The organism is Klebsiella oxytoca, from assembly GCF_009707385.1.
Taxonomy (GTDB): domain Bacteria; phylum Pseudomonadota; class Gammaproteobacteria; order Enterobacterales; family Enterobacteriaceae; genus Klebsiella; species Klebsiella oxytoca_C.
Genome location: NZ_CP046115.1, coordinates 403332 through 425131 on the forward strand (window position 1 = coordinate 403332; position 21800 = coordinate 425131).

The window sequence follows — 21800 nt, forward strand, 5'->3', positions numbered from 1 at the left end:
TTTCCAAAACAAATTCATTCTTTTAAATAGGTCATTTGTAATTAAATTGTTATTTAACCGGAGAATATTCCTTTCAATAAAGGGAATCATCTTAAAATTAATCCTTATTCAGTTAAGGATTCATTGCTAAAGAAATAATGTGTCGCGATTTTCAGGATTTTAAGCCACCTGTTTTTAAATCGTATCACCAATCATTTAAACTGCAATGTTTTATATTATCAAATAAATAATCTAAAACTATTTTGATTAACAGAATTTTCAACTTTGAAGCAGAGTAATTTTTTTTAATTTTTATGCTCTCATGTAAATTTCTTTCATCTTTTCTTTAACTTAGCTGCATATGGAAAATTCTTAAAAAAGCGCTTCCTTTGTTAACTTACTGAATAATTTAGAATTATTTATGATAGTTAGCGGCGAAGAATCGAAAGTAAACAATAGTCAATTCCTATCAATTGGTTTCATTCGTTAGATTTAAACGATTACCAATATTTTTTTCTCAATGTTTTAATTCTCCTACTTAAAGGAATTGGTTTATTTTCCCATTATTGAATCTGATTCACATACATCGGGGAGGAAAAGGAGATCCACTTATCATGAATTATCATTTTATATCTGATGATAGCTTCTTTATGTCCAGCGTTCGGATCTTGTATGATAAAAAAGATGTTAAGTCTTTTTTTCATAATATTAATGAAGAAAGTAAACTATTTTTTCCACAACCGGGTGATGTGGTCGTTGTCGTTGTGAATAATGTACTTCAGCGAAGTCGAATAATTAAAAATCCAATGCTTTTACGGTGTCGTTTAATTGTGATAATGGATATCCCGATGATTCCGTCACGATTGGATTACTTTCCCTGGCTATTGCCCAAGAACATTAGTATTGAAGCTTTTCTGGCGGTTATGCAAAAGGCTGTGCGTTCGGTGATTTATCGCGGTGAGGTCTCCTGTAAGACGTTGAGAATGTTTGAAGACCTCTGTAATGGTAAATCGGCTTCCCGCCTTTCAGGGGAGGTGGGAATACCGATAAAGTCTGTTTATCGCATTAAGCAGAATATATTTCGTGAGTATGGTCTGCTGAACTGTAATTCCGTCGGGATATTATTGTGCCGGGATATACTGAGTATGAAAGTGCCGATCTGAGTATTCAGGCGATGGTTTTTACTTTCTCTTAATTTCAGTTGGTTTAATACGATATTATTACCGGTGGCGTAGCGTGATAAATCTATCGGTATCTTCCTGTTCAATTATTTGATTTACCTGATGAAATTGATCTTATCTGACAGTGGTGAACTTTTATTCGTTGCGGATGAAGGTTTGTCCGGAAGACATTAATTTCACGGTGATGGAACTTATCTTTCATTAAAGGATGAGAGATAAGCGTTTTATTAATAAATGGAGTTTTAAAATGAAATTCAACAAACTTGCTCTTTCTGCTGTTATCGCCTCCGCGTGCTTTGCTTCTTCTGCTATGGCGGCAGACGGCACCATCAATTTTGAAGGCGAGCTGGTTGCAACTACCTGTGACATCACCGTTGACGGCCAGCCTTCTCCGGCGCTGGTGACCCTGCCGACAGTCAGCGTTAGTAATCTGGCGTCTGCGGGTCAGACGACCGGTACCACCGGCTTTACCATCGGCCTGGAGAACTGCCAGGGCGTGACGGCGACCAACACCGCGGCAGCTTACTTTGAGAATGGCTCTACCGTTGATTTTAACAGCTATAACCTGATCAACACCGCTGCGGCGGCGACTGCGGCAACCAACGTACAGCTGCAGCTGCTCGATCAGCAGACCAGCACTAAAATCAAGGTGGGTAACTCCGATCAGATCGTCAACACCACGCGTTTTGATATCTCCAGCGGGTCAACCGTGCTGCCGTACTCCGTGGAGTACTACGCGACCGGCGCCACCACGCCGGGTCTGGTAGAAAGCGCCGTCAACTTCAGCATCGACTACCAGTAAGACGTCCGCTATTACCCGTTAATATCGCCGGCATCGGGAACGCTGCCGGTTTTCAGGAATGAACTCTATGAAGCTCCCACTTTTTTCCCGACTGCTTCTTCTCCTGCTGGCCGGCCTCGCACTGCCGGCACACAGCGCAATCGTCATTACCGGTACGCGGGTTATCTACCCGGCAGCCGAGAAAGAGGTGTCGGTCAAAATGAACAACAACGGTTCGGGTCCGGTACTCATCCAGGCCTGGGTGGACTCCGGCGACCCGAAGTCCACCCCGGAAACCGCGAAGGCGCCGTTTGTCCTGACTCCGCCGATTAACCGCGTCAATGCTGGCCGCGGCCAGACCCTGCGCCTGCGCTATACCGGCGAGGCCCTCCCGCAGGACAAAGAGTCCGTTTTCTATCTGAACGTGCTGGAAGTCCCGCCTAAAGTGGCGAATCCCGATAAACAGAACCGGCTGCAGATGGCGTTTCGTTCGCGGCTGAAGATCTTTTTCCGCCCTGCCGGGCTGTCCAGGAACGCGGCCACCGAGGCGCCATCAAAAGTGGTCTGGACCCGTTCCGGTAACCAGGTCACCGCCCGTAATCCGACGCCGTTCCACATTACTGTCGCCTGGCTTGCGGAAGATGATAAAGGAGACAAACCGATCTCCGAGGGCGGCATGATGGCCCCGGGCGGCACGCAGACCTTTACCCTGAATAAATCCGTCACAAAATTTTACCCGGTAATCATTAACGACTACGGTGCTCTGCGACCATTTGATATTGCAGGGAAATAAGACTCGCCGTTCAGGAATGGTTTACAAAATGGAGTTGTCGATGAAACCCTTTGCCCCGTTTATTCGCCGGCCGGTTGCCTGTGCGATTGCCCTGTTCTGCGCCCCGCTGTATGCCGGGGAGACGGTGGAGTTTGAAACCGTGTTTATGAGCCGGGGCAGCCAGCAGAAACTGGATCTCAGCCGCTATGAGCAGAACCAGGCTGAGCCCGGGGTGTACCGGGCAGAAATGTATGTCAACGGCGCGTCCCGGGGCGTGAAAGATATTACCGTCGCGCTCCGCCCGCCTGAACGGCGCAGTGAAATCTGCCTCACTCCCCGGGCCCTGCTCGACATCGATCTCGATATCGACAGGCTGAGCCCTGAGGCGCAGGCGCTGCTGGCGAACAGCAATGCGCACGACTGCCTGGGCATTCAGGCGGTGATACCGCAGGCGAAGGTCGAGTTTGACAGCGGCGAGCAGCGGCTCGAGCTGGAGATCCCGGCGCTGTATCTGGTGCGCCACCCCCGGGGCTATGTCAACCCGGCGATGTGGGACAAAGGGATCACCGCCGGGCTGCTGAGCTACAGCGCCAGCTACTACCGCAACGAAAGCCGCTCCGGCAGTGCTGACAGCGCCTATACCGGCCTGGCCGGCGGGGTCAATATCGGCGGCTGGTTCTTCCGTCACAACGGCAGCTGGAGCTGGCGGGACGAGACCGGCAGCCACTACCAGACGCTCAACACCTATGTCCAGCGGGATATTCCGCAGATCCAGGGACGCCTGACGCTCGGCGACACCAGTACCACCGGGGAGCTGTTTGACACCCTGGCCTTTCGCGGTGTGCAGCTGGCGAACGAAGAGCAGATGCTGCCGGACTCGCAGCGCGGCTACGCGCCGCTGATCCGCGGGACGGCAACCAGTAACGCCCGGGTGCAAATTCGCCAGCAGGGACGGCTGCTGTATGAAACCACCGTGCCGCCGGGCCCGTTTGAGATTAACGATCTGTACCCCACCGGCTACGGCGGCGACCTGGAGGTGGAAGTGCAGGAGTCCGATGGCAGCGTACACAAACAGACGGTGCCGTTTGCCTCCACCAGTAACCTGCTGCGTCCGGGGACGAACCACTACAGCGCCACGCTGGGGAAACTGCGCCAGGGGTGGGTCAGCAGCGAGCCCTGGCTGGGGGAGTTCACTTTCCGCCGCGGGCTGAGCAACCTGTTTACCGGCTACGCCGGGCTGCAGGGCAATGAGGATTACCAGGCCGGGCAGCTGGGTGCCGCGGTGGGCACGCCGGTGGGGGCCTTTTCCCTCGACGTGACCCACGCCCGGACCGCGCTGGAAAAGCCGGTGGACGGGCACGGCCGCAGCATGAGCGGCCAGAGCTATCAGCTGAAATACAGCAAGTTTATCGCGCAGTCGGGGAGCAATATCAGCGTCGCGGCCTACCGCTTTTCGACCGACGGCTACCTGGATTACATGACGGCGATGCAGCTGCGGGACAGCCAGAACCAGTCCGGGCTGACTGAGTCTCTTCAGCGGCCCAAAAGCCGGCTGGGGATCACCGCGAGCCAGAGCCTGCCGCAGGGCTGGGGGAGTTTCTGGTTAAGCGCGTACCAGCAGAACTACTGGAACCGGGACGACAGCGACCGTCAGTACCAGCTGGGGTATTCGAACCAGATGGGGCGGGTCAGCTACAGCCTGAGCGCCAGCCGCAGCCGCAACGGCAGCGGCGATTTTGAAAACCGCTATATGCTGAACCTGACGATCCCGCTGGGCGGTGGCAGTCCGTTCCGCCAGATGAGCGTGAACCTGAACCACGACCCCGGCGGCGTCGTGCGGGAGCAGGCGACGCTCAGCGGCTCGGCGCTGGAGGATAAATCGCTCAGCTACAGCCTGAGCGGGGCGAATGCCAGTAAAGGCGGTAATACCAGCGTCAACGGCAGCACCTCGCTGCGTACCCGCTATACCACCCTGCAGGCCTTTGGCGGCAGCGGGAAACATTATCACAACTACTCGCTGGGGATGAGCGGAGCGGCGGTGCTGCACAGCGGCGGTCTGACGCTGAGCCCGTACACCGGCGAAACCCAGGCGCTGGTCGAAGCGAAAGGCGCGGAGGGCGCGACGGTGAGCGGCTATTCCGGCATCAGAGTGGACGGCCGGGGCTACGCGCTGGTGCCGTACCTGAATGCCTACCAGCTCAATGAAATCAGCATCGATCCGAAGGGGATCCCGGAGGAAACGGAGCTGGACGAGACCAGCCAGAAGGTGTCGCCGTACCGCGGCGCGGTGGTGAAGCTGTCGTTTGGCACGACGCAGGGGCGGCCGGTACTGATCTCCCTCGCCGGGGGGCCGGAGGTGCCGTTCGGGGCGAACGTCCTGGATGCGGGCAATAACGTGGTGGGCGTGGTGGGGCAGAATAAACGTATCTTTGCCCGCGTGGAGGCCGATGAGGGGCAGCTGTTTATCCGCTGGGGCGAAGCGGCAGACGAGCGCTGCCGCCTGACTTACCGGTTACCTCCGGCCGCCAGAAACGGTGAAACCACCGCGGTTACCGCGCAGTGCCGGGCGATAGCCGACTGAGTCCGGTAAAACTGAACAGTGAAGAGAATGCGGACAAGCGCGGGACGCTGACAACAGAAGGGAACCGCGCCTGTTGATCTATCGCGTGTGGATACTGCCGTCAGCATTCTCATAAAACGTACAGAACAGGGAACGAGAATTGAATGAACAGGCTGAAGAAATATTGTTCTTATATCGCCGGCGTGTCGCGGGCGTTATCAGGAAAGCAACGGGCAGGGATGACGGGCGAACGGCGGGATGATTTCAGCGTAAAACACGGGATCATGTTTTCTCTCGTGTCGTTGCTGTTGTTGTCGCTGCTGCCGGGCAGGGCGCTTGCCGCAATAGATTGTGCCTCGAACTGGTCAGGGCGCACGACCTATGTCGATTATCATGTACCACTCCTTCTTGACGGTATACAGGTCACGGCACTCAGGAACAGCCCAATCGGTACTGTGCTGTGGAGCCAGAATATTTCAAACCCGGATACAGGGGCTAATATGGGTATTAGAGGCTGCGTTCGTACTGATGGCGATCAGGGCCCGCTAACGCTAAACTTTGTCCATAATATGGAAGGGTCTTTGCCAGCACCTGTCGGTACATGGGGTAATAAGAATGTTTATGATACTGGCGTACCCGGGATAGGCCTTGTCATTTCTGCGGGAGAGAATCAAGAATATCCTTTTACCATCGTCAGAAGTAATGCTTCGGGTTCTGGCTGGTCATCTCCCGTAACTTTAGTGGCCACTGCTCTTAAGGTGTATCTCTATTTAGTAAAGACGGGAGAAATCCCCGCCGGCACCTGGTCTATCCCGATCTCTGTTCCGCCAGTGACTGTGCATTCTGAGTTTCCGAATAACGCCTCGGGGCCAGAAGTGACCAGGGACTACAGTGCTCGCTTAATTATAGAGTCCGGCTCCATTAATGTGGTATCCGGAACCTGTCAGACGCCCGATGTCAATGTGGCGATGGGAACGCATAAGTTGACGGAAAATATGAGGAATACGCCGTGGGTGGATTTTGCCATTGAATTGAATAACTGTCCGCCGATGTTTGGTTTCTACACCGTTCAAAATAATACCAGTGTACCGTCCTCCACCTGGAATGGCGACGATAATATTGTTATAGGCGCGCTTACCGCGAATACTATTAAGATGCTGCTTACCCCCGTTTATGGCAATACGAATGCTTATAACGGTGCAGCGTGCGCAAAGATTGCTCCCACGGAGGATGCCGCAGGCGGGGTTTGCGTGGAGATTCAGAATCAGTCAAATGTCAATCTAATACAGATGGGATTATTTAATGTCGCGGTAAACAGCGGCCTGAATTTACTAAACAGCGTCGCCAACTATTCCATTCCTCTGAAAGCGCGTTACGTCTTGTCCACCGGAAGCTCCGCTATGACGGCGGGCAGAGCGGATTCCGCGGTAGAATTTACGATCACCTACAATTAACGAAAATATATCCCGCGTTATCTCTTAAGGATTAACGCGGGAAAGCGTGTTTCTGCGGGAAGATTGATTAGCCCGCCGCGGATATTAGCGAGCATGTGAAACGGCACGCGGCGGAAGTCGGGGAATGATTAACCCCATAAGCAGACCGGCAAGCAGACCAGCGCCAGCAACCACCCGAAAAATCTCTTCACGCAGAATAAAGTACATAAGATTTCTATCAGTGAAAATCACAACGTTTACTATCACGATAGCCACGCTAATTATCAGGCCAATCGCCGCGCTGGCGAGAGTGCGCCAGTAACGTGACGTGTAGATGCCCGTCGGCAGACTGGCGACGGCGATACCGGTTAATAACGCAGGGATAGCGCCGATTAACCATGTCACGAGGAGCAAGATCGGCAGTATAGCGGCAAGATGTGCAAGAAAACCGTCCGGCGACTCATGATACTGCAGTGCGATGGCGACGATTGACATTATCGCCACCACAATGCCTACGCATGGCCCCAGCAATGCAAACCAGCAGGCGTGATGAATAACTCGTCGTGGTGTTGTCATATGATTCCCTTCAGATTGTTGAGTCTGCGGGAAGGATAATGGCACTCAGTGAAGAGACGATGAAGTTTCGTTAATCCACCACAATCTCCATCCCGTCAAATCCCGCCTCAAATCCCGCAGGCAAACAATTGTCCATCATCCAGGCGTCGAAGCGGTGGCTGATATGGGTGAGGATCACCCGCGGGCAGCCGATCGCCTGGTTAATGGTCCGCACAGTGTTCAGATCGCAGTGGTTGCGCGGCGGCTGCAGGCGCGGCTCGTGGCTACAGTCGATGATGATAACCTGCGGCTGATTGTTAAGCAGGAATTTCAGCGTTTTTTCCGGCAGACCGGCGGTGTCCGACAGCCAGGCAATCCGGCTATGGGCTGATTCCAGCAGATAGCCGAAAGTGAGCTTTGAGTGGTTCAGCGGCAGCGGCGTAACGCGTAATCCCTGGAGTTCAAACATCACAAACGGCTCGACGGTATGGCTGAAATCGAGCAGACCCGGATGTTTAAACAGGTCGTCACAGCCCTGTTCATCGGGGGGACCGTATACCGCAATCGGGTCGCCCACGCCCCAGCGCAAAGGGAACAACCCCTGAACGTGATCCATATGGTAATGGGTGAGCAGAAACTGCTGAAAGCTACCGGTGGGCCACTGGTCCATCAGATCCGGCAACCCGGCATCAAGCAGCGTTACCGCGCTGTTGAACTTGACCACCGCGCTACAGGGGCGACGGCGATACGCATCATTGGCGCGGGCGCGACCGCAGGCGGGGCAGTCGCAGCCGAAAACCGGTACCAGCTGCGCGCCGCCGGTCCCGGTTAAGCGGATGGTCAGGCTCATACTTTCTCCTTGAATCAGGCTGGCTGCTGTTCGCGTCGGTTGCCGTGAACGCGAATCAGCGAAACCAGTTCATCTACCGACTGGTTCAGGTGACCATCGTTATTAAGCATCAGGCACGCGCCTGGCGTATAGCGCGCCGCGCGCTCCAGCCGCTGGGCAATCTCCGCTTCGTTCTCTCGCCCGCGACGCACCAGGCGCTGCCGTAATACCTCCGGCGAGACCTGTAAACAGATGGGCAACAGGGCGTCGGCATAGCGTGCTTTTGCCTGCGCCAGATGGGCGCGGGAACCGTTAGCGACCACGTCGAATCCGGCATGCAGCCACAAATCAATCTCCAGGCCAATGCCGTAGTAATTGTTGTTAGCGTGCCAGCTCAGGGCAAACAGATGCTGTTCGGCGCGGGTGAAAAACTCATGTTCGCTAAGGGCGATATGATTTTCGCAGCCCGCGTTGTGCGGACGGGTAATATAGCGGTGCGCCACCAGCAGCTGAGGATGCTCCCGCTGGCGCAGCGCCGCCAGTAGGCTATCTTTGCCGGAACCGGAAGGGCCGACCAGCCAAATCAGTTTCCCTGCCATCAGAAGACCCTCTTACCTTGCCGCCAGACGTTATCAATATGGATATGTTCGCCGCGTCGATGCGCCAGAACCAGATCCGCCCGTTTACCTTCGGCAATTGCCCCGCGGTCGTGCAGCCCCAGCGCCTGCGCCGGGTTTTTACTCACTAGACGAATGGCCTGCGCGAGGGTAAAGGCGTTGCCCTCGTCGTCGGCGATGCGGAAAGCGGCATCCAGCAGGCTGGCGGGATAATAGTCGGAGGAGAGAATATCCAGCAGGCCGCTGGTCGCCAGTTGGTGGGCGGCGACGTTACCGGAGTGCGAACCGCCGCGTACGATATTCGGCGCCCCCATCAGAATGCTCATCCCGTGCTGGCGCGATGCTTCTGCTGCAGCAAGGGTGGTAGGAAATTCAGCGATCGCGCTGCCAAGCTGATGCGATTCGATCACATGTTCATGAGTGGCGTCGTCGTGGCTGGCCAGCGCGATATTCCGTTCGCGGCATATCGCGGCAATACTCTGCCGGTTGGGCTGCGACCAGGCTGCCGCCAGCGCCATCTGCTCCTCTTCGAATTTATCCATCTCTTCGTTGGTCAGATGATATTTTCCCTGGTAGTAGTCGCGATATTTGCTGCGATCGGCGTACTGACGCTGGCCCGGGGAGTGATCCATCAGGGAGACCAGGGTCACCGGCTCGCGGCCTACCAGTTTTTCAAACAGCGGCAGAGTGGTGTGATGCGGCAGCTCGCAGCGCAGATGCAGCCTGTGTTCGGCGCGGTTAAGACCGCGCTTTTGCGTCTCTTCCACGGCATTGATCATTTTTTCCAGATTTTCCAGACGGTCGCCGCCGTCACGAACGTCGCCAATGGCGACGGCATCCAGCACGGTGGTGATACCGCTGGCGATAGTCAGCGCGTCGTGGCTGCTCATCGCCGAATGGGCGGGCCAGTCCACTTTGGGGCGCGGGGTAAAAAACTTATCCAGGTTGTCGGTATGCAGCTCAATAAGCCCCGGCAGCAGCCAGCCGCCCTCGCCGTCAATGGCCTCCGCCAGCCGGCTCTGGCTTTCGGCAAAAGCCGAAATCCTGCCGTCCTGCACTTCCAGCGAGCCGTTGATCGTCTCGTCTTCGAGGACCAGCTTTACGTTATTGATAATCATGCTGAAATTCCCATCTGGTGCAGGCGATCGGCGACCTGGTGACGCGTTGCCTCGTCGTGAAAAATGCCGACGATCGCCGCGCCGCGCGCTTTGGCTTCGTGAATCAGCGCCACCACCGCAGCGCTGTTTTTGGCGTCCAGCGAGGCAGTAGGTTCGTCGAGGAGCAAAATCGGGTAGTCGACTGCGAAGCCGCGGGCGATATTGACCCGCTGCTGTTCGCCGCCGGAAAAGGTTGAAGGAGCCAGGTGCCACAGGCGTTCAGGGACGTTCAGGCGCGTCAGCAGGCGGGCAGCTTTCGCGGCGCTCTCTTCGCGCGGGATGCCCAGCTCAAGCAGCGGCTGCATGACGATATCAAGAGCGGAGATACGCGGGATCGCCCGCAGAAACTGGCTGACCCAGCCGATGGTGGTTTTACGCACCTCCAGCACTTTACGCGGCGTAGTGGTGACCAGGTCGACCCATTCTTCGCCGTGGCGGATATGAATATGGCCGCTATCGGGCAGGTAGTTGGCGTACAGCGAACGCAGCAGGGTCGATTTTCCGCTGCCGGAGTGGCCGTGCAGCACCACGCATTCGCCGGCGTTAACGGTCAGCGAGGCGTCGGCGAGTACCGGCAGGCGTACGCCGTGCTGCTGGTGCAGAACGAAGGTTTTATGGATGTTTTCAACGCGGATAGCGTTCATTTGTAGCCTCATTGTGCCTGAATTTCCCCGGATCGCGGCGTAAACGCCTCATCCGGGCTACCTGATACATTAACCTCACGCAGCGCGAGCGGGGATTCCCGGAGGCGGCCCGGCACCCGTAGCCCCGGTAAGCGCAGCGCGACCGGGGAGTGGATATCCGCTCAGTTCTGCAACACCGACGACACCAGCAGCTGGGTGTAGGGATGATGAGGATCGTCAAGCACCCGGTCGGTTAAGCCGCTTTCCACCACCTGTCCTTGTTTCATCACCAGCACCCGTAGCCCCGGTAAGCGCAGCGCGACCGGGGAGTGGATATCCGCTCAGTTCTGCAACACCGACGACACCAGCAGTTGGGTGTAGGGATGATGGGGATCGTCAAGCACCCGGTCGGTTAAGCCGCTTTCCACCACCTGTCCTTGTTTCATCACCAGCAGACGGTTAGCCAGCAGGCGGGCAACGCCGAGGTCGTGGGTCACAATCACCACCGCCAGATTGAGCTCCACCACCAGGCCGCGCAGCAGATCGAGCAGGCGCGCCTGCACCGACACGTCCAGCCCGCCGGTAGGTTCATCCATAAACACCAGCTTCGGCTGGGTCACCAGGTTGCGGGCGATTTGCAAACGCTGCTGCATGCCGCCGGAAAAGGTGGTCGGTAGATCGTCAATACGTGACGGCGGGATCTCCACCTCCTGCAACCACTGTTCAGCGGTGGCGCGAATATCGCCGTAATGGCGAGCGCCGGTAGCCATCAGTCGCTCGCCGATATTGCCGCCCGCCGACACCTGACGGCGCAGGCCGTCCATCGGATGTTGATGCACCACGCCCCATTCGGTGCGCAGCAGGCGACGGCGATCCGCTTCGTTCATCGCGTATAGCGAACGATTTTGATAGCGCACTTCGCCCTGCTGCGGCGTCAGGCGGGCAGAAATCGCCTGCAGGAGGGTGGTTTTCCCGGAGCCGGATTCGCCGACGATACCCAGCACTTCCCCCGGCCACAGCTCAAACGACACGTCGCTGAAGCCTTTGCCCGGCGCGTAGAGGTGGGTCAGATTATTGACCGCCAGTAACGGATGACTCATTTTTTCCGCTCCTCGCTTTGCTGACGGCAATAGTCGGTATCGGAGCAGACAAACATCCGCTTGCCGCTGTCATCGAGCACCACTTCGTCGAGATAGCTGTGGCGCGAGCCGCAAATGGCGCAGGGTTCTTCCCACTCCTGGACGGTAAACGGGTGGTCGTCGAAATCGAGGCTCTCCACCGGGGTATATGGCGGCACCGCATAGATGCGTTTTTCGCGACCGGCGCCGAACAGCTGTAATGCGGGCATCATATGCATCTTCGGGTTATCGAATTTGGGAATCGGTGAAGGGTCCATCACATAGCGGCCGTTCACCTTCACCGGATAGGCGTAGGTGGTGGCGATATGGCCAAAACGGGCGATATCTTCGTACAGCTTTACCTGCATCACGCCGTACTCCTCCAGCGCGTGCATGGTGCGGGTTTCGGTTTCGCGCGGTTCAATAAAGCGCAGCGGCTCCGGGATCGGTACCTGGAAGATCAGGATCTGATCTTCCACCAGCGGCGTTTCCGGGATCCGGTGGCGGGTCTGGATCAGCGTGGCGTCTTCGGTGCGCTCGGTGGTGGCGACGCCGGTAACGCGCTTGAAAAACTCGCGAATCGACACCGCGTTGGTGGTGTCGTCGGCGCCCTGGTCGATGACCTTCAGCACGTCATTTTCGCCGATGAGGCTGGCGGTAAGCTGAATACCGCCGGTACCCCAACCGTAGGGCATCGGCATCTCGCGGCCGCCGAACGGTACCTGGTAGCCGGGGATGGCCACCGCTTTGAGGATGGCGCGGCGGATCATACGTTTGGTTTGCTCGTCGAGATAAGCAAAGTTGTAGCCGGTCAGGGCATTAGCCACGTTGATTCTCCCGTTGCAGACGTTTGAGCAGCGCCAGTTCGGCCTGGAAATCGACATAGTGGGGAAGCTTGAGGTGCGAAACGAATCCGGCCGCCTCGACGTTATCGGCATGAGCCAGCACAAACTCTTCATCCTGGGCCGGGCCAGCTATCTCTTCGCCGTACTCCGGCGCCTGTAGCGCGCGGTCAACCAGCGCCATCGCCATCGCTTTGCGCTCGCTCATGCCAAACGTCAGACCGTAGCCGCGGGTAAAGTGCGGCGGCTCGTCCTGAGGGGCGACAAAACCGTTGACCATTTCGCATTCGGTCATCAGCAGTTCACCGATATTGATGCTGAATCCCAGCTCTTCGGGGGTAATTTCTACCGCCACGTAGCCGCTGCGAATTTCCCCGGCAAACGGATGGTTGCGCCCGTAGCCGCGCTGGGTGGAGTAGGCCAGCGCCAGCAGGTAGCCCTCGTCGCCGCGCACCAGCTGCTGCAGGCGCGACGAGCGCGAACAGGGATAAACCGGCGGCTGGCGGGTGATATCGTCGGGCCGGGCGTTGGTATCCTGCTCCGCTTTTGCCAGCCCCTGCTGGACGAGCAGGTTAAAGACGTGCGGCGTGGCTTCCTGCGGTGCGCTATCGACCGCCAGCGGCGGCGTTTCGCCGTTAGCCAGTAGGGTAAAATCAAGCAGACGATGGGTGTAATCGTAGGTTGGGCCGAGCATCTGGCCGCCGGGGATATCTTTGTAGACAGCCGAAATACGGCGCTCGAGGCGCATACCGGCAGTGTTGATGGGTTCGCTAACCGCCAGCCTTTGCAGGGTGGTGCGGTAAGCGCGCAGTAGAAAAATCGCTTCAACGCTATCGCCGCTGGCCTGCTTTAGCGCCAGTGCCGCCAGCTCCCGGTCGGCGATGCCGCCTTCGGTCATTACCCGATCCACCGCCAGGTTGAGCTGCAGGGCAATTTGTTCAACGCTGATTTCAGGAAGCCGTCCATCGCCTCGGCGTTTCTGTTCCTGTAGGGCGTGAGCGGCGGCAATCGCCTTCTCCCCACCTTTGACGGCGACGTACATTAGCAGACCTCGACATGGGTGGTGCGCGGGATAGCCAGCAGGCGGTCGCCGCAGGTCAGGATCAGGTCGATGCCCAGCGGGAACGGGTGCGGGCGCTCGGTCAATTCTTCGATAATGCATTCCGGCAGCTGCGGGGCGATCATCCGCTCTTCGGCGATGCCCGCGCCGGTCAACCGCAGCATGCGGCCGCCGCTCAGGCTGGCAAGCTGGACCACCAGCGTGACGCCAGTTTCCGGGGCCACGACGGTACCGGTGGAAAGGACGTTCAGCTGCCCGGCGCTGATGCTGTCGCTGGCGACGGCGAAAGTTGCCTGCTGCGGCTGCTCAACCAGCGGTGCGCCGGTGTGAAAACGCAGATTCTGACCGACCAGGTCGTTATGCAGCGTCGGAGCCAGCCAGACCGGGGTGTCGTGATCTACCAGCGTCAGCAACAGGCTGGTGGAGGCGATGTTCAGCGGCTGCCAGCCGTGCTGGAGCTGCTGCAGGGAGACAATCACTCCCGGCTCGCTCATCGCTTTTAGCAGGCGGCGGAAGCTGTGCTGGGCGTCGTGCACAGCCAGTGGAAAGGCGGGTTGTAAGGTCATGCGTTATCTCCGCGAACCAGAGTAAAGAAGTCGACCCGGCTGGCGCTGACTTCGGCGCGTCGGGCTTCAATGCGCGCGTTACGTTGTTCTTCCAGCGGGGTTATCAGGGTTTCCATCAGGGTGTGAAAATGGTCTGGCGACAGCATCAGGGCATCAATGACCGCGCAGCGTTCGGCGTGGGAACGATCGCGTCCCAAAATCCAGCTATAGCCGAGCGTGCCGTCGGCCAGGCGAATAGCCGCGCGGGTTAAGGTGGCGTCTCCGGCGAAGAATCGGTCGCCGATGCCGCCCATGCGCGCCTGCAGCTGGACCAGACCGGTTTCCGGGGCGCGAATGAGCTCATACTGCGGCGCGAGCTTTAGCATTTGCATCCGCGCCGCGAGTTCTTGTGGTTCACAGTGGGCCAGCACGGACATCCAGCGCTGGCGGATGGCGGTATCGAAGTGCATTCAGTGCTCCATGGTGAATTCAATCATGTCGGCGCGGGCCAGGCTGACGGAATATTCCGTCGCGCTCTGTTCGCCCTGACGATGATTCAGAGTGCGCACGCACAGCAGCGGCGCCATATTGGGAATGCCGAGAATGTTGCTCTCTTTTGCCTGCGCGCGGCGGGCGCTGATTTTGGTGCGCACGCGGGTCAGTTCGATATCAAGCCGGTCGCGCAGCAGGTCATGGAGAGAGCCGTGGGTAAAGGTTTGCAGCTCCGGCCACAGGCGCAGGTCGGCAAAGTAATGGTCTATCAGGCACAGAGCGACGCCGTTAACGCGGCGCAGGGTGCGCAGATGAATCACATTGTCGCCTTCGTTAATGGCAAAGGCTTCAGCGACGTGGCGGCTGGCCGGACGCAGAACCGACAGCAGCTTCTCGCTGGTCGGATGGCTACCCTGTTCAAGAAGGTTCTGGCTAAAGCGCGCCTGGGCATTGAGCGGATAATCAACAGGACGCATCAGCACCAGCACGCCGACGCCCTGACGGCGCTGGACCCAGCCGCGTTCGACGAGCTGATCGATAGCCCGGCGCAGAGTATGGCGATTAACTTCAAAGCGGGTCGCCAGCTGCTGTTCGGCAGGAAGATAGTCGCCGCAGCGGTAGTGGTGGCGAAGCTCTTGCTCCAGTCTGGCGGCAATTTCCTGATACCGCGTTGGATAACTGGTCGGATGTCTGGATAAGTACATGTCAATCGAGCCTCACTAAAGTCGGGAAAGTGTTTCCCTCTGAGCGTGGGGTCGATCCTGACGCTTTTTTGTTACGTTTTGGTTAAATGATGATGACCGGAGGATGAAGAGTTGATGCCAGGAAGATGACGGGGGAGGGGGATATGCGGGTGCTGGCCCCCTCGCCCCAGCGCTCTCCCGAAGAGAGAGGAGAAACGGACGCGTCAGGGCTCTTTCACCACGTTCACCATCCACGGCACGCCAAAGCGGTCGATGACTTTACCAAAGCCGTGAGCCCAGAAGGTTTCCTGCCAGGGGATCTCAATTTGTCCGCCGTCGGCGAGGCCATCAAACCAGCCTTTACCCTCGGTAATGTCTTTCGGGTCCAGCACGAGGGTAAATCCGGCGTAGTGCTCCATTTTACTGGAGGGGCTATCGCTGAGCATCAGGACGCTTTCCGCGATGCGCAGGCTGGCGTGCGCGATGCCGTCGGCCGTCAGATGCTGGCCGGAAGAGCAGCCATCCTCTGCGTCCTGGGCGTTCTGCGGCATTTCGCCCCAGGTGATTTTCTGGATGAGCTCAGCGCCCAGCGCCTGCTGATAGAAAGCGATAGCTGCAGAGCAGTTGCCGCTAAAAGCGATATAGGGACTTAAAGGCATAGCATTACCTCAGGTAAAGAATGTCCCATTAAGCGTAGAAGGGGATTACAGAATTAAGCCAGGCGGCAGACGAGGATGGCGGCAGGCCGTGGCCCGGATAAAGAGAGGATAAGCCCGGGAATAACCACCATTTTTCAGATTAATTTACCGGAAAATATATTTCCGCCCGACGACAGGCGTCGGGGGAATAAATTAGTTCTTTTTAACAAATTCGGATTTTAGCTTCATCGGGCCAAAACCATCAATTTTGCAGTCAATATTATGATCGCCTTCAACCAGGCGGATATTTTTAACTTTAGTACCGATTTTTAGCATAGAAGAGCTGCCTTTAACCTTCAGATCTTTTACTACGGTGACGCTGTCGCCGTCGGCCAGTAAATTGCCGTTGGCATCTTTGACAATCAACGCGTCATTATCATCAGCTGGCTCAGCATTGTTCCATTCATGGGCGCATTCCGGGCAGATATACATGCCGTTATCTTCGTATGTGTATTCAGAATGGCATTTTGGGCAGTGTGGCAGTTGCATAGCGTTCCTCGCGATTACTGGGAAAAACAGGACGTTGGTCCATTAAATAGCGGCTGATAGCCGAAAGTAACGCTGATTATAGCGCAATCCCGCACTTTTGTCGGGCCTTTTTTATGACGGATGGGGGCGATGAAAGGGAATATATATGGTGGGGCTTTACGGTGTTATTTCCATAAAAACTCGCCAGATATTTCCGGAATTATATCGTTAAGTTCCAATATTCATTGAACTTATTGGTTCTGATTGACTCTGTTTAAAGGTAGGTAAATTTTTGTGAAGTTGATCCCAAATTTAAACGCTGTTAGGGTAAAAAGGCGAGATCGCAAATTCATCAGAATTATCAGCGACAGCAGATATTCATTATGGCCAGAGCAGGCGTCAACAGGTTCGGTTGTACGGACTGTCAGCAGACAGTGCAGGCAAACCTGCTACGCTTGAAATGTGGAGCACAGCAATTCGCCGCTCCCGACGCATGACGCGAATGACCTTGTCATTCGGCGGAGATTCGTGCGCTCAAGGCGAGAGCAAAAGAGGAAAACTATGCTTAAAAGGAAAAAAGTAAAACCCATCACGCTTCGGGATGTGACCATCATTGATGATAGCAAACTGAAGAAAGCGATTACCGCAGCATCGCTGGGTAACGCGATGGAATGGTTCGATTTTGGGGTATATGGTTTTGTTGCGTATGCCCTGGGTAAGGTCTTTTTCCCCGACGCTAATCCCAGCGTGCAGATGATTGCCGCACTCGGTACATTCTCCGTTCCCTTCTTAATCCGTCCGCTGGGTGGCCTGTTTTTCGGGATGCTGGGCGATAAATATGGTCGACAAAAGATTCTGGCGATAACCATCGTCATCATGTCGATAAGTACATTCTGTATCGGTCTTATTCCTTCGTATGCCACGATTGGTATCTGGGCGCCTATCCTGCTGCTGCTGTGTAAAATGGCGCAGGGTTTCTCGGTGGGCGGGGAATATACCGGCGCATCTATCTTTGTGGCGGAATACTCGCCCGATCGTAAGCGCGGCTTTATGGGCAGCTGGCTGGACTTTGGTTCGATAGCCGGTTTTGTGTTGGGCGCCGGCGTGGTGGTACTGATTTCCAGCGTGGTGGGTGAAGAGAACTTCCTTGACTGGGGCTGGCGTATCCCGTTCTTCCTGGCGCTACCGCTGGGGATTATCGGCCTGTATCTGCGTCATGCGCTGGAAGAGACTCCGGCGTTCCAGCAGCACGTTGATAAAATGGAGCAGGGCGACCGCGAAGGCCTGCAGGATGGGCCGAAAGTTTCCTTTAAGGAGATTGCGACCAAACACTGGCGTAGCCTGCTGACCTGTATCGGTCTGGTGATTTCCACCAACGTGACCTACTACATGCTGCTGACCTATATGCCGAGCTATCTGTCGCATAACCTGCACTATTCAGAAGACCACGGGGTGCTGATTATCATCGCCATTATGGTCGGGATGCTGTTTGTTCAGCCGGTTATCGGCATGCTCAGCGACCGTTTTGGGCGTCGTCCGTTCATTCTGATTGGTAGCGTGGCGCTGTTCGCGCTGTCGATTCCGGCCTTTATCATGATTAACAGCAACGTCCTCGGCCTGATTTTTGCCGGTCTGCTGGTGCTGGCGGTTGTACTGAACTGCTTTATCGGGGTGATGGCCTCATCGCTGCCGGCGATGTTCCCGACCCACATTCGTTTTAGCGCCCTGGCCAGCGCCTTTAACATCTCGGTGCTGATTGCTGGTCTGACGCCAACCCTGGCGGCCTGGCTGGTGGAAAGCACGCAGAACCTGATGATGCCGGCTTACTATCTGATGGTGATTGCGGTTATCGGTCTGATTACCGGCCTGTCGATGAAAGAGACGGCTAATCGTCCGCTGAAAGGGGCGACGCCAGCGGCTTCGGATATTCAGGAAGCGAAAGAAATTCTCGGCGAACACTACGATAACATCGAGCATAAAATCGAAGATATCGATCAGGAAATCGCCGACCTGCAGGAAAAACGTTCTCGTCTGGTGCAGCAGCATCCGCGCATCAACGACTAAATCTTCTTACTGTTGACCAATGCCGCCGCGGGCTTCCCCCGGCGGCATTTTTTATGCTCCGGCAGGCGTCAGGCTATGACGGTGCTGCTGGCTTAGCTTGCGCTATCGCTGGATGAGCCTCTGAAACGCGGCGCTTAACCGGGCTACAAAGTTTATCGCCGTCTGCGGTTGGGGTAGCCCGGACAAGGCGCGCTGAGCGCCGCCTCCGGGGAACCTCACGTAACAACGCCTGAGATTTTCTCCCGGCTCGCGCTGCGCTTAGCCGGGCTACAAAGTTTATCGCTGTCTGCGGATGGGTAGCCCGGACAAGGCGCGCAGAGCGCCGCCTCCGGGGAGCAGCGCGCAACAACGCCTGAGCTTTTCTCCCGGTCTGCGCTGCGCTTAACCGGGCTACAAAGTTTCTCGCCGTCTGCGGTTGGGTAGCCCGGACAAGGCGCGCAGAGCGCCGCCTCCGGGGAACCGCGCGCAACAACGCCTGAGATTTTCTCCCGGCTCGCGCTGCGCTTATCCGGGCGACAAAGTTTATTGCCGTCTGCGGATGGGTAGCCCGGACAAGGCGCGCAGAGCGCCGCCTCCGGGGAACCGTGCGCAACAACGCCTGAGATTTTTTCCCGGCTCGCGCTGCGCTTTATCGGGCTACAAGGTTAATCGCTGTCTGCGGTTGGGTAGCCCGGACAAGGCGCGCTGAGCGCCGCCTCCGGGGAGCAGCGCGCAACAACGCCTGAGCTTTTCCCCCGGCTCGCGCTGCGCTTAACCGGGCTACAAAGTTTATCGCCGTGTGCGGATGGATAGCCCGGACAAGGCGCGCAGAGCGCCGCCTCCGGGGAACAGTGCGCAACAACGCCTGAGATTTTCTCCCGGCTCGCGCTGCGCTTTATCGGGCTACAAGGTTAATCGCCGTCTGCGGTTGGGTAGCCCGGACAAGGCGCGCAGGGAGCCGCCTCCGGGGAGCAGCGCGCAAAAACGCCTGAGCTTTTCTCCCGGCTCGCGCTGCGCTTAACCAGGCTACAAAGTTTATCGCCGTCTGCGGATGGGGTGCCCGGACAAGGCGCGCTGAGCGCCGCCTCCGGGGAACAGCGCGTAACACGCCTGAGATTTTCTCCCGGTCTGCGCTGCGCTTGACCGGGCTACAAAGTTTATTGCCGTCTGCGGTTGGGTAGCCCGGACAAGGCGCGCTGAGCGCCGCCTCCGGGGAACCGCGCGCAACAACGCCTGAGATTTTCTCCCGGCTCGCGCTGCGCTTTATCGGGCTACGAGGTTCACCGCCATCTGCGGACAGGCTTAACTATGCGTCAGAAAGCGCGCCAGGCGATGTTGCAGAATTTTATTTTCACGGCTCAGACGTGCGTTCTCATCCAGCAGCGTTAAGGCGACGGCGATACCCGGCCAGTCCAGCTCCAGCTCTCTGCGTAAGCGTACGGCGCGATGCACGATGGTTACCGCGCTGTCATCAAACAGCCAGTTTTCCCGCTGCGGCTGGCGCGGTTCAATCATCCCGAGGCCAACAATTTCGTTAAGCTCCTCTTCGGAAAGGCCGGTGTGGAGACAAAACTCGGTAATCGTGAACGTCACTGTTATCTTAGCCATCAGGCTTTCCCCCATGTCTTACGCGGCTCGAAGCTGGAATGGGCATCGGCCAGCTGTTGCCAGAGCTCGCGGCTCTTCTCATCTGGTTTTGGCGGCATGACGATTTTTATTACCGCATACAGGTCGCCGGTGGTGGTTTTGCTGACCAGCCCTTTACCCTTAACGCGCAGGCGCTGCCCTGCCTGGCTGCCTGGCGGAATGGTAAGCAGAATGCTCTCTTTCAGCGTCGGGATGGTGACCCTGGTACCTAATGCGGCTTCCCACGGCGCCAGCGGCAGGACGATTTCAAGGTTATGGCCGACGATATCAAACAACGGATGCGGGGCGATATGAATCACCAGCCACAGGTCGCCGTTCTGGCCGCCATTTTCGCCGGGGGTGCCCTGGCCTTTCAGGCGGATGCGCTGGCCGTCAACGACGCCCGCAGGGATTTTCACGTTCAGGGTCTTCGGCGTTTCGCTTTCAACCATGCCAAAGACGTTATAAACCGGCAGCTTATAGCTGATGGTGCGCGTCTGCTCGGCTAAGGTCTCTTCAAGGAAAAGCGCGACCTCTATCTCCAGATCGTGGCCGCGTACGCCGTGCTGGCGGCGGCTATGGTGCGCCTGCTGGCCAAACATCGAGGAGAAGATGTCGTCGAAGTCCTGCTGGCTGTAGCCTTGCTCATGGGAATGCTGCTGACGGCCAAAATGCGGATCGTTGCGGTGTTGCCAGAGCTGGTCATATTCGGCGCGGCGCTGGTCATCTTTAAGCACTTCCCATGCTTCGGCAAGATCTTTAAATTTGGCTTCGGCATCGGTTTCTTTGCTGACATCGGGGTGATATTTGCGTGCCAGACGACGATATGCGGTCTTAATAGTTTTCAGATCGTCCGTTGGCTGAACCCCTAAAATGGCATAATAATCCTTTAATTCCATGGTTTTGTCTCATATATGCGCAATATTACGGTTACAGATCCCTGGATCAGGTGTCTGTATTAAGCGTAGGGCAAATGAAGACGGATGTGGCGGAAAAGTGGCGCAAACTTGACGCCGTCGGGTTTGACGGCGGCAGATTGTAGATAACGCTATTCCGCGGAGGGCCGGCGATTTCTGCGTAGCCCTTCCAGCAGCACCGCTACTGCGCCACACGTCCCGCCAATCAGCGGTAGTGCATCGGGGGCGTTGGGGAACATATGCTTTATGGTCACGTCGCTTACCATCATCGAACCGGCAATCCAGCCGATGAGCGCGCCGCCTAACAGCACCACCGACGGGAAGCGGTTGAGGATTGCCAGCACCAGTTTACTGCCGGCGACGATAATCGGAATACTGATCAGCACGCCCAGCGCAACCAATAGCAGGTGGCCTTTCCCGGCAGCGGCCACGGCCAGTACGTTATCCAGCGACATAATGACATCGGCAACGGTTATGGTGACTGCGGTACGCCACAGGCTGCTGGAACTGCTGACTTCACTCTCTTCTTCCTGATTGCTCACCAGCTTAATGCCAATCCACAGCAGCATCAGCGCGCCGACCACTTTAAGCCACGGCAATGAGAGCAAATAGATAGCCACGGCTAACAGCAACACGCGCGCCACTATTGCGCCGAAAGTACCGATAATAATGGCTTTGGTTCGTTGATGCGGCGGCAGCTTACGGCAGGCCATCGCGATTACTACCGCGTTGTCGCCGCCCAGTAACAGATCGATAGCGATAATTTGCAGCAGAATAACCACCATGTCCCACTGACTGAAAAACTCATTCATACCTGACTC

General features: G+C 56.7%; 22 protein-coding genes and 1 pseudogene. 6 read left to right on the forward strand and 17 right to left on the reverse strand.

The features are described from left to right. Window positions 1–593 precede the first annotated feature (593 nt). From GJ746_RS01890 to GJ746_RS01910, 5 genes are all read left to right on the forward strand, one after another. Entirely contained in the window at window positions 594–1142 is a 549-nt protein-coding gene (locus GJ746_RS01890) for a hypothetical protein (RefSeq protein WP_154678685.1), read from the forward strand. A 265-nt stretch (window positions 1143–1407) separates the two neighbouring features. Then, window positions 1408–1962 carry a fimbrial protein gene (locus GJ746_RS01895; RefSeq protein ID WP_154678686.1) on the forward strand — a complete coding sequence of 185 codons (555 nt, stop codon included), beginning with the start codon at window positions 1408–1410 and terminating at the stop codon, window positions 1960–1962. Between the two features lie 67 nt (window positions 1963–2029). Next, window positions 2030–2734, forward strand: a complete 705-nt coding sequence (locus tag GJ746_RS01900; RefSeq protein WP_154678687.1) for a molecular chaperone — start codon at window positions 2030–2032, stop codon at window positions 2732–2734. Window positions 2735–2774: 40 nt separating this feature from the next. Further along, on the forward strand, window positions 2775–5294 hold the full coding sequence (locus tag GJ746_RS01905; protein WP_195908783.1) for a fimbria/pilus outer membrane usher protein: 2520 nt from the start codon (window positions 2775–2777) through the stop codon (window positions 5292–5294). A gap of 143 nt (window positions 5295–5437) precedes the next feature. Beyond that, entirely contained in the window at window positions 5438–6727 is a 1290-nt protein-coding gene (locus tag GJ746_RS01910) for a type 1 fimbrial protein (protein ID WP_154678689.1), read from the forward strand. Between the two features lie 84 nt (window positions 6728–6811). Here the strand turns inward: GJ746_RS01910 and GJ746_RS01915 are convergent, their stop codons facing one another. The 14 genes and pseudogenes from GJ746_RS01915 to GJ746_RS01980 form a co-directional block, all read right to left on the reverse strand. Continuing rightward, on the reverse strand, window positions 6812–7282 hold the full coding sequence (locus tag GJ746_RS01915; protein ID WP_154678690.1) for a hypothetical protein: 471 nt from the start codon (window positions 7280–7282) through the stop codon (window positions 6812–6814). A gap of 70 nt (window positions 7283–7352) precedes the next feature. Beyond that, on the reverse strand, window positions 7353–8111 hold the full coding sequence (phnP, locus tag GJ746_RS01920; protein WP_154678691.1) for a phosphonate metabolism protein PhnP: 759 nt from the start codon (window positions 8109–8111) through the stop codon (window positions 7353–7355). Window positions 8112–8125: 14 nt separating this feature from the next. Then, entirely contained in the window at window positions 8126–8689 is a 564-nt protein-coding gene (gene phnN / locus GJ746_RS01925) for a ribose 1,5-bisphosphokinase (protein WP_154678692.1), read from the reverse strand. Beyond that, window positions 8689–9825, reverse strand: coding sequence for an alpha-D-ribose 1-methylphosphonate 5-triphosphate diphosphatase (phnM, locus tag GJ746_RS01930; RefSeq protein WP_154678693.1), 1137 nt, complete (start codon window positions 9823–9825; stop codon window positions 8689–8691). The genes phnN and phnM overlap by 1 nt, the downstream gene beginning before the upstream one ends. Next, window positions 9822–10508: a phosphonate C-P lyase system protein PhnL gene (phnL, locus tag GJ746_RS01935; protein WP_154678694.1), complete on the reverse strand. Its 687-nt coding sequence runs from the start codon at window positions 10506–10508 to the stop codon at window positions 9822–9824. The genes phnM and phnL overlap by 4 nt, the downstream gene beginning before the upstream one ends. Window positions 10509–10669: 161 nt before the next feature. After that, window positions 10670–10780: pseudogene (locus tag GJ746_RS01940) on the reverse strand (hypothetical protein); the annotation flags it as partial. 48 nt (window positions 10781–10828) lie between these two features. Continuing rightward, window positions 10829–11587: a phosphonate C-P lyase system protein PhnK gene (phnK, locus tag GJ746_RS01945; protein WP_154678695.1), complete on the reverse strand. Its 759-nt coding sequence runs from the start codon at window positions 11585–11587 to the stop codon at window positions 10829–10831. Further along, window positions 11584–12432 carry an alpha-D-ribose 1-methylphosphonate 5-phosphate C-P-lyase PhnJ gene (locus GJ746_RS01950; protein ID WP_154678696.1) on the reverse strand — a complete coding sequence of 283 codons (849 nt, stop codon included), beginning with the start codon at window positions 12430–12432 and terminating at the stop codon, window positions 11584–11586. The genes phnK and GJ746_RS01950 overlap by 4 nt, the downstream gene beginning before the upstream one ends. Beyond that, window positions 12425–13489: a carbon-phosphorus lyase complex subunit PhnI gene (locus tag GJ746_RS01955; RefSeq protein WP_154678697.1), complete on the reverse strand. Its 1065-nt coding sequence runs from the start codon at window positions 13487–13489 to the stop codon at window positions 12425–12427. The genes GJ746_RS01950 and GJ746_RS01955 overlap by 8 nt, the downstream gene beginning before the upstream one ends. Beyond that, window positions 13489–14073 carry a phosphonate C-P lyase system protein PhnH gene (phnH, locus tag GJ746_RS01960; RefSeq protein WP_154678698.1) on the reverse strand — a complete coding sequence of 195 codons (585 nt, stop codon included), beginning with the start codon at window positions 14071–14073 and terminating at the stop codon, window positions 13489–13491. Before phnH ends, GJ746_RS01955 begins: the two co-directional genes overlap by 1 nt. Continuing rightward, on the reverse strand, window positions 14070–14522 hold the full coding sequence (phnG, locus tag GJ746_RS01965; protein ID WP_154678699.1) for a phosphonate C-P lyase system protein PhnG: 453 nt from the start codon (window positions 14520–14522) through the stop codon (window positions 14070–14072). The genes phnH and phnG overlap by 4 nt, the downstream gene beginning before the upstream one ends. After that, window positions 14523–15248: a phosphonate metabolism transcriptional regulator PhnF gene (phnF, locus tag GJ746_RS01970; protein ID WP_154678700.1), complete on the reverse strand. Its 726-nt coding sequence runs from the start codon at window positions 15246–15248 to the stop codon at window positions 14523–14525. A 203-nt stretch (window positions 15249–15451) separates the two neighbouring features. Further along, window positions 15452–15886 (reverse strand): VOC family metalloprotein YjdN, encoded by a 435-nt coding sequence (gene yjdN, locus GJ746_RS01975; protein WP_154678701.1) that lies wholly within the window; start codon window positions 15884–15886, stop codon window positions 15452–15454. 192 nt (window positions 15887–16078) lie between these two features. Further along, window positions 16079–16414 carry a zinc ribbon domain-containing protein YjdM gene (locus tag GJ746_RS01980; protein WP_154678702.1) on the reverse strand — a complete coding sequence of 112 codons (336 nt, stop codon included), beginning with the start codon at window positions 16412–16414 and terminating at the stop codon, window positions 16079–16081. Between the two features lie 540 nt (window positions 16415–16954). Here GJ746_RS01980 and proP point away from each other — a divergent pair. After that, a complete protein-coding gene (gene proP / locus GJ746_RS01985) occupies window positions 16955–18457 on the forward strand; it encodes a glycine betaine/L-proline transporter ProP (RefSeq protein ID WP_154678703.1) in 1503 nt (500 codons plus the stop codon). Window positions 18458–19738: 1281 nt separating this feature from the next. Here the strand turns inward: proP and cbpM are convergent. From cbpM to GJ746_RS02000, 3 genes are all read right to left on the reverse strand, one after another. Continuing rightward, window positions 19739–20044, reverse strand: a complete 306-nt coding sequence (gene cbpM / locus GJ746_RS01990; RefSeq protein WP_154678704.1) for a chaperone modulator CbpM — start codon at window positions 20042–20044, stop codon at window positions 19739–19741. After that, the gene (cbpA, locus tag GJ746_RS01995) at window positions 20044–20961 is read right to left on the reverse strand and encodes a curved DNA-binding protein (RefSeq protein ID WP_154678705.1); all 918 of its coding nucleotides are present in this window, start codon (window positions 20959–20961) and stop codon (window positions 20044–20046) included. Before cbpA ends, cbpM begins: the two co-directional genes overlap by 1 nt. Before the next feature lie 149 nt (window positions 20962–21110). Further along, the gene (locus tag GJ746_RS02000) at window positions 21111–21791 is read right to left on the reverse strand and encodes a TerC family protein (protein WP_154678706.1); all 681 of its coding nucleotides are present in this window, start codon (window positions 21789–21791) and stop codon (window positions 21111–21113) included. Window positions 21792–21800 lie beyond the last annotated feature (9 nt).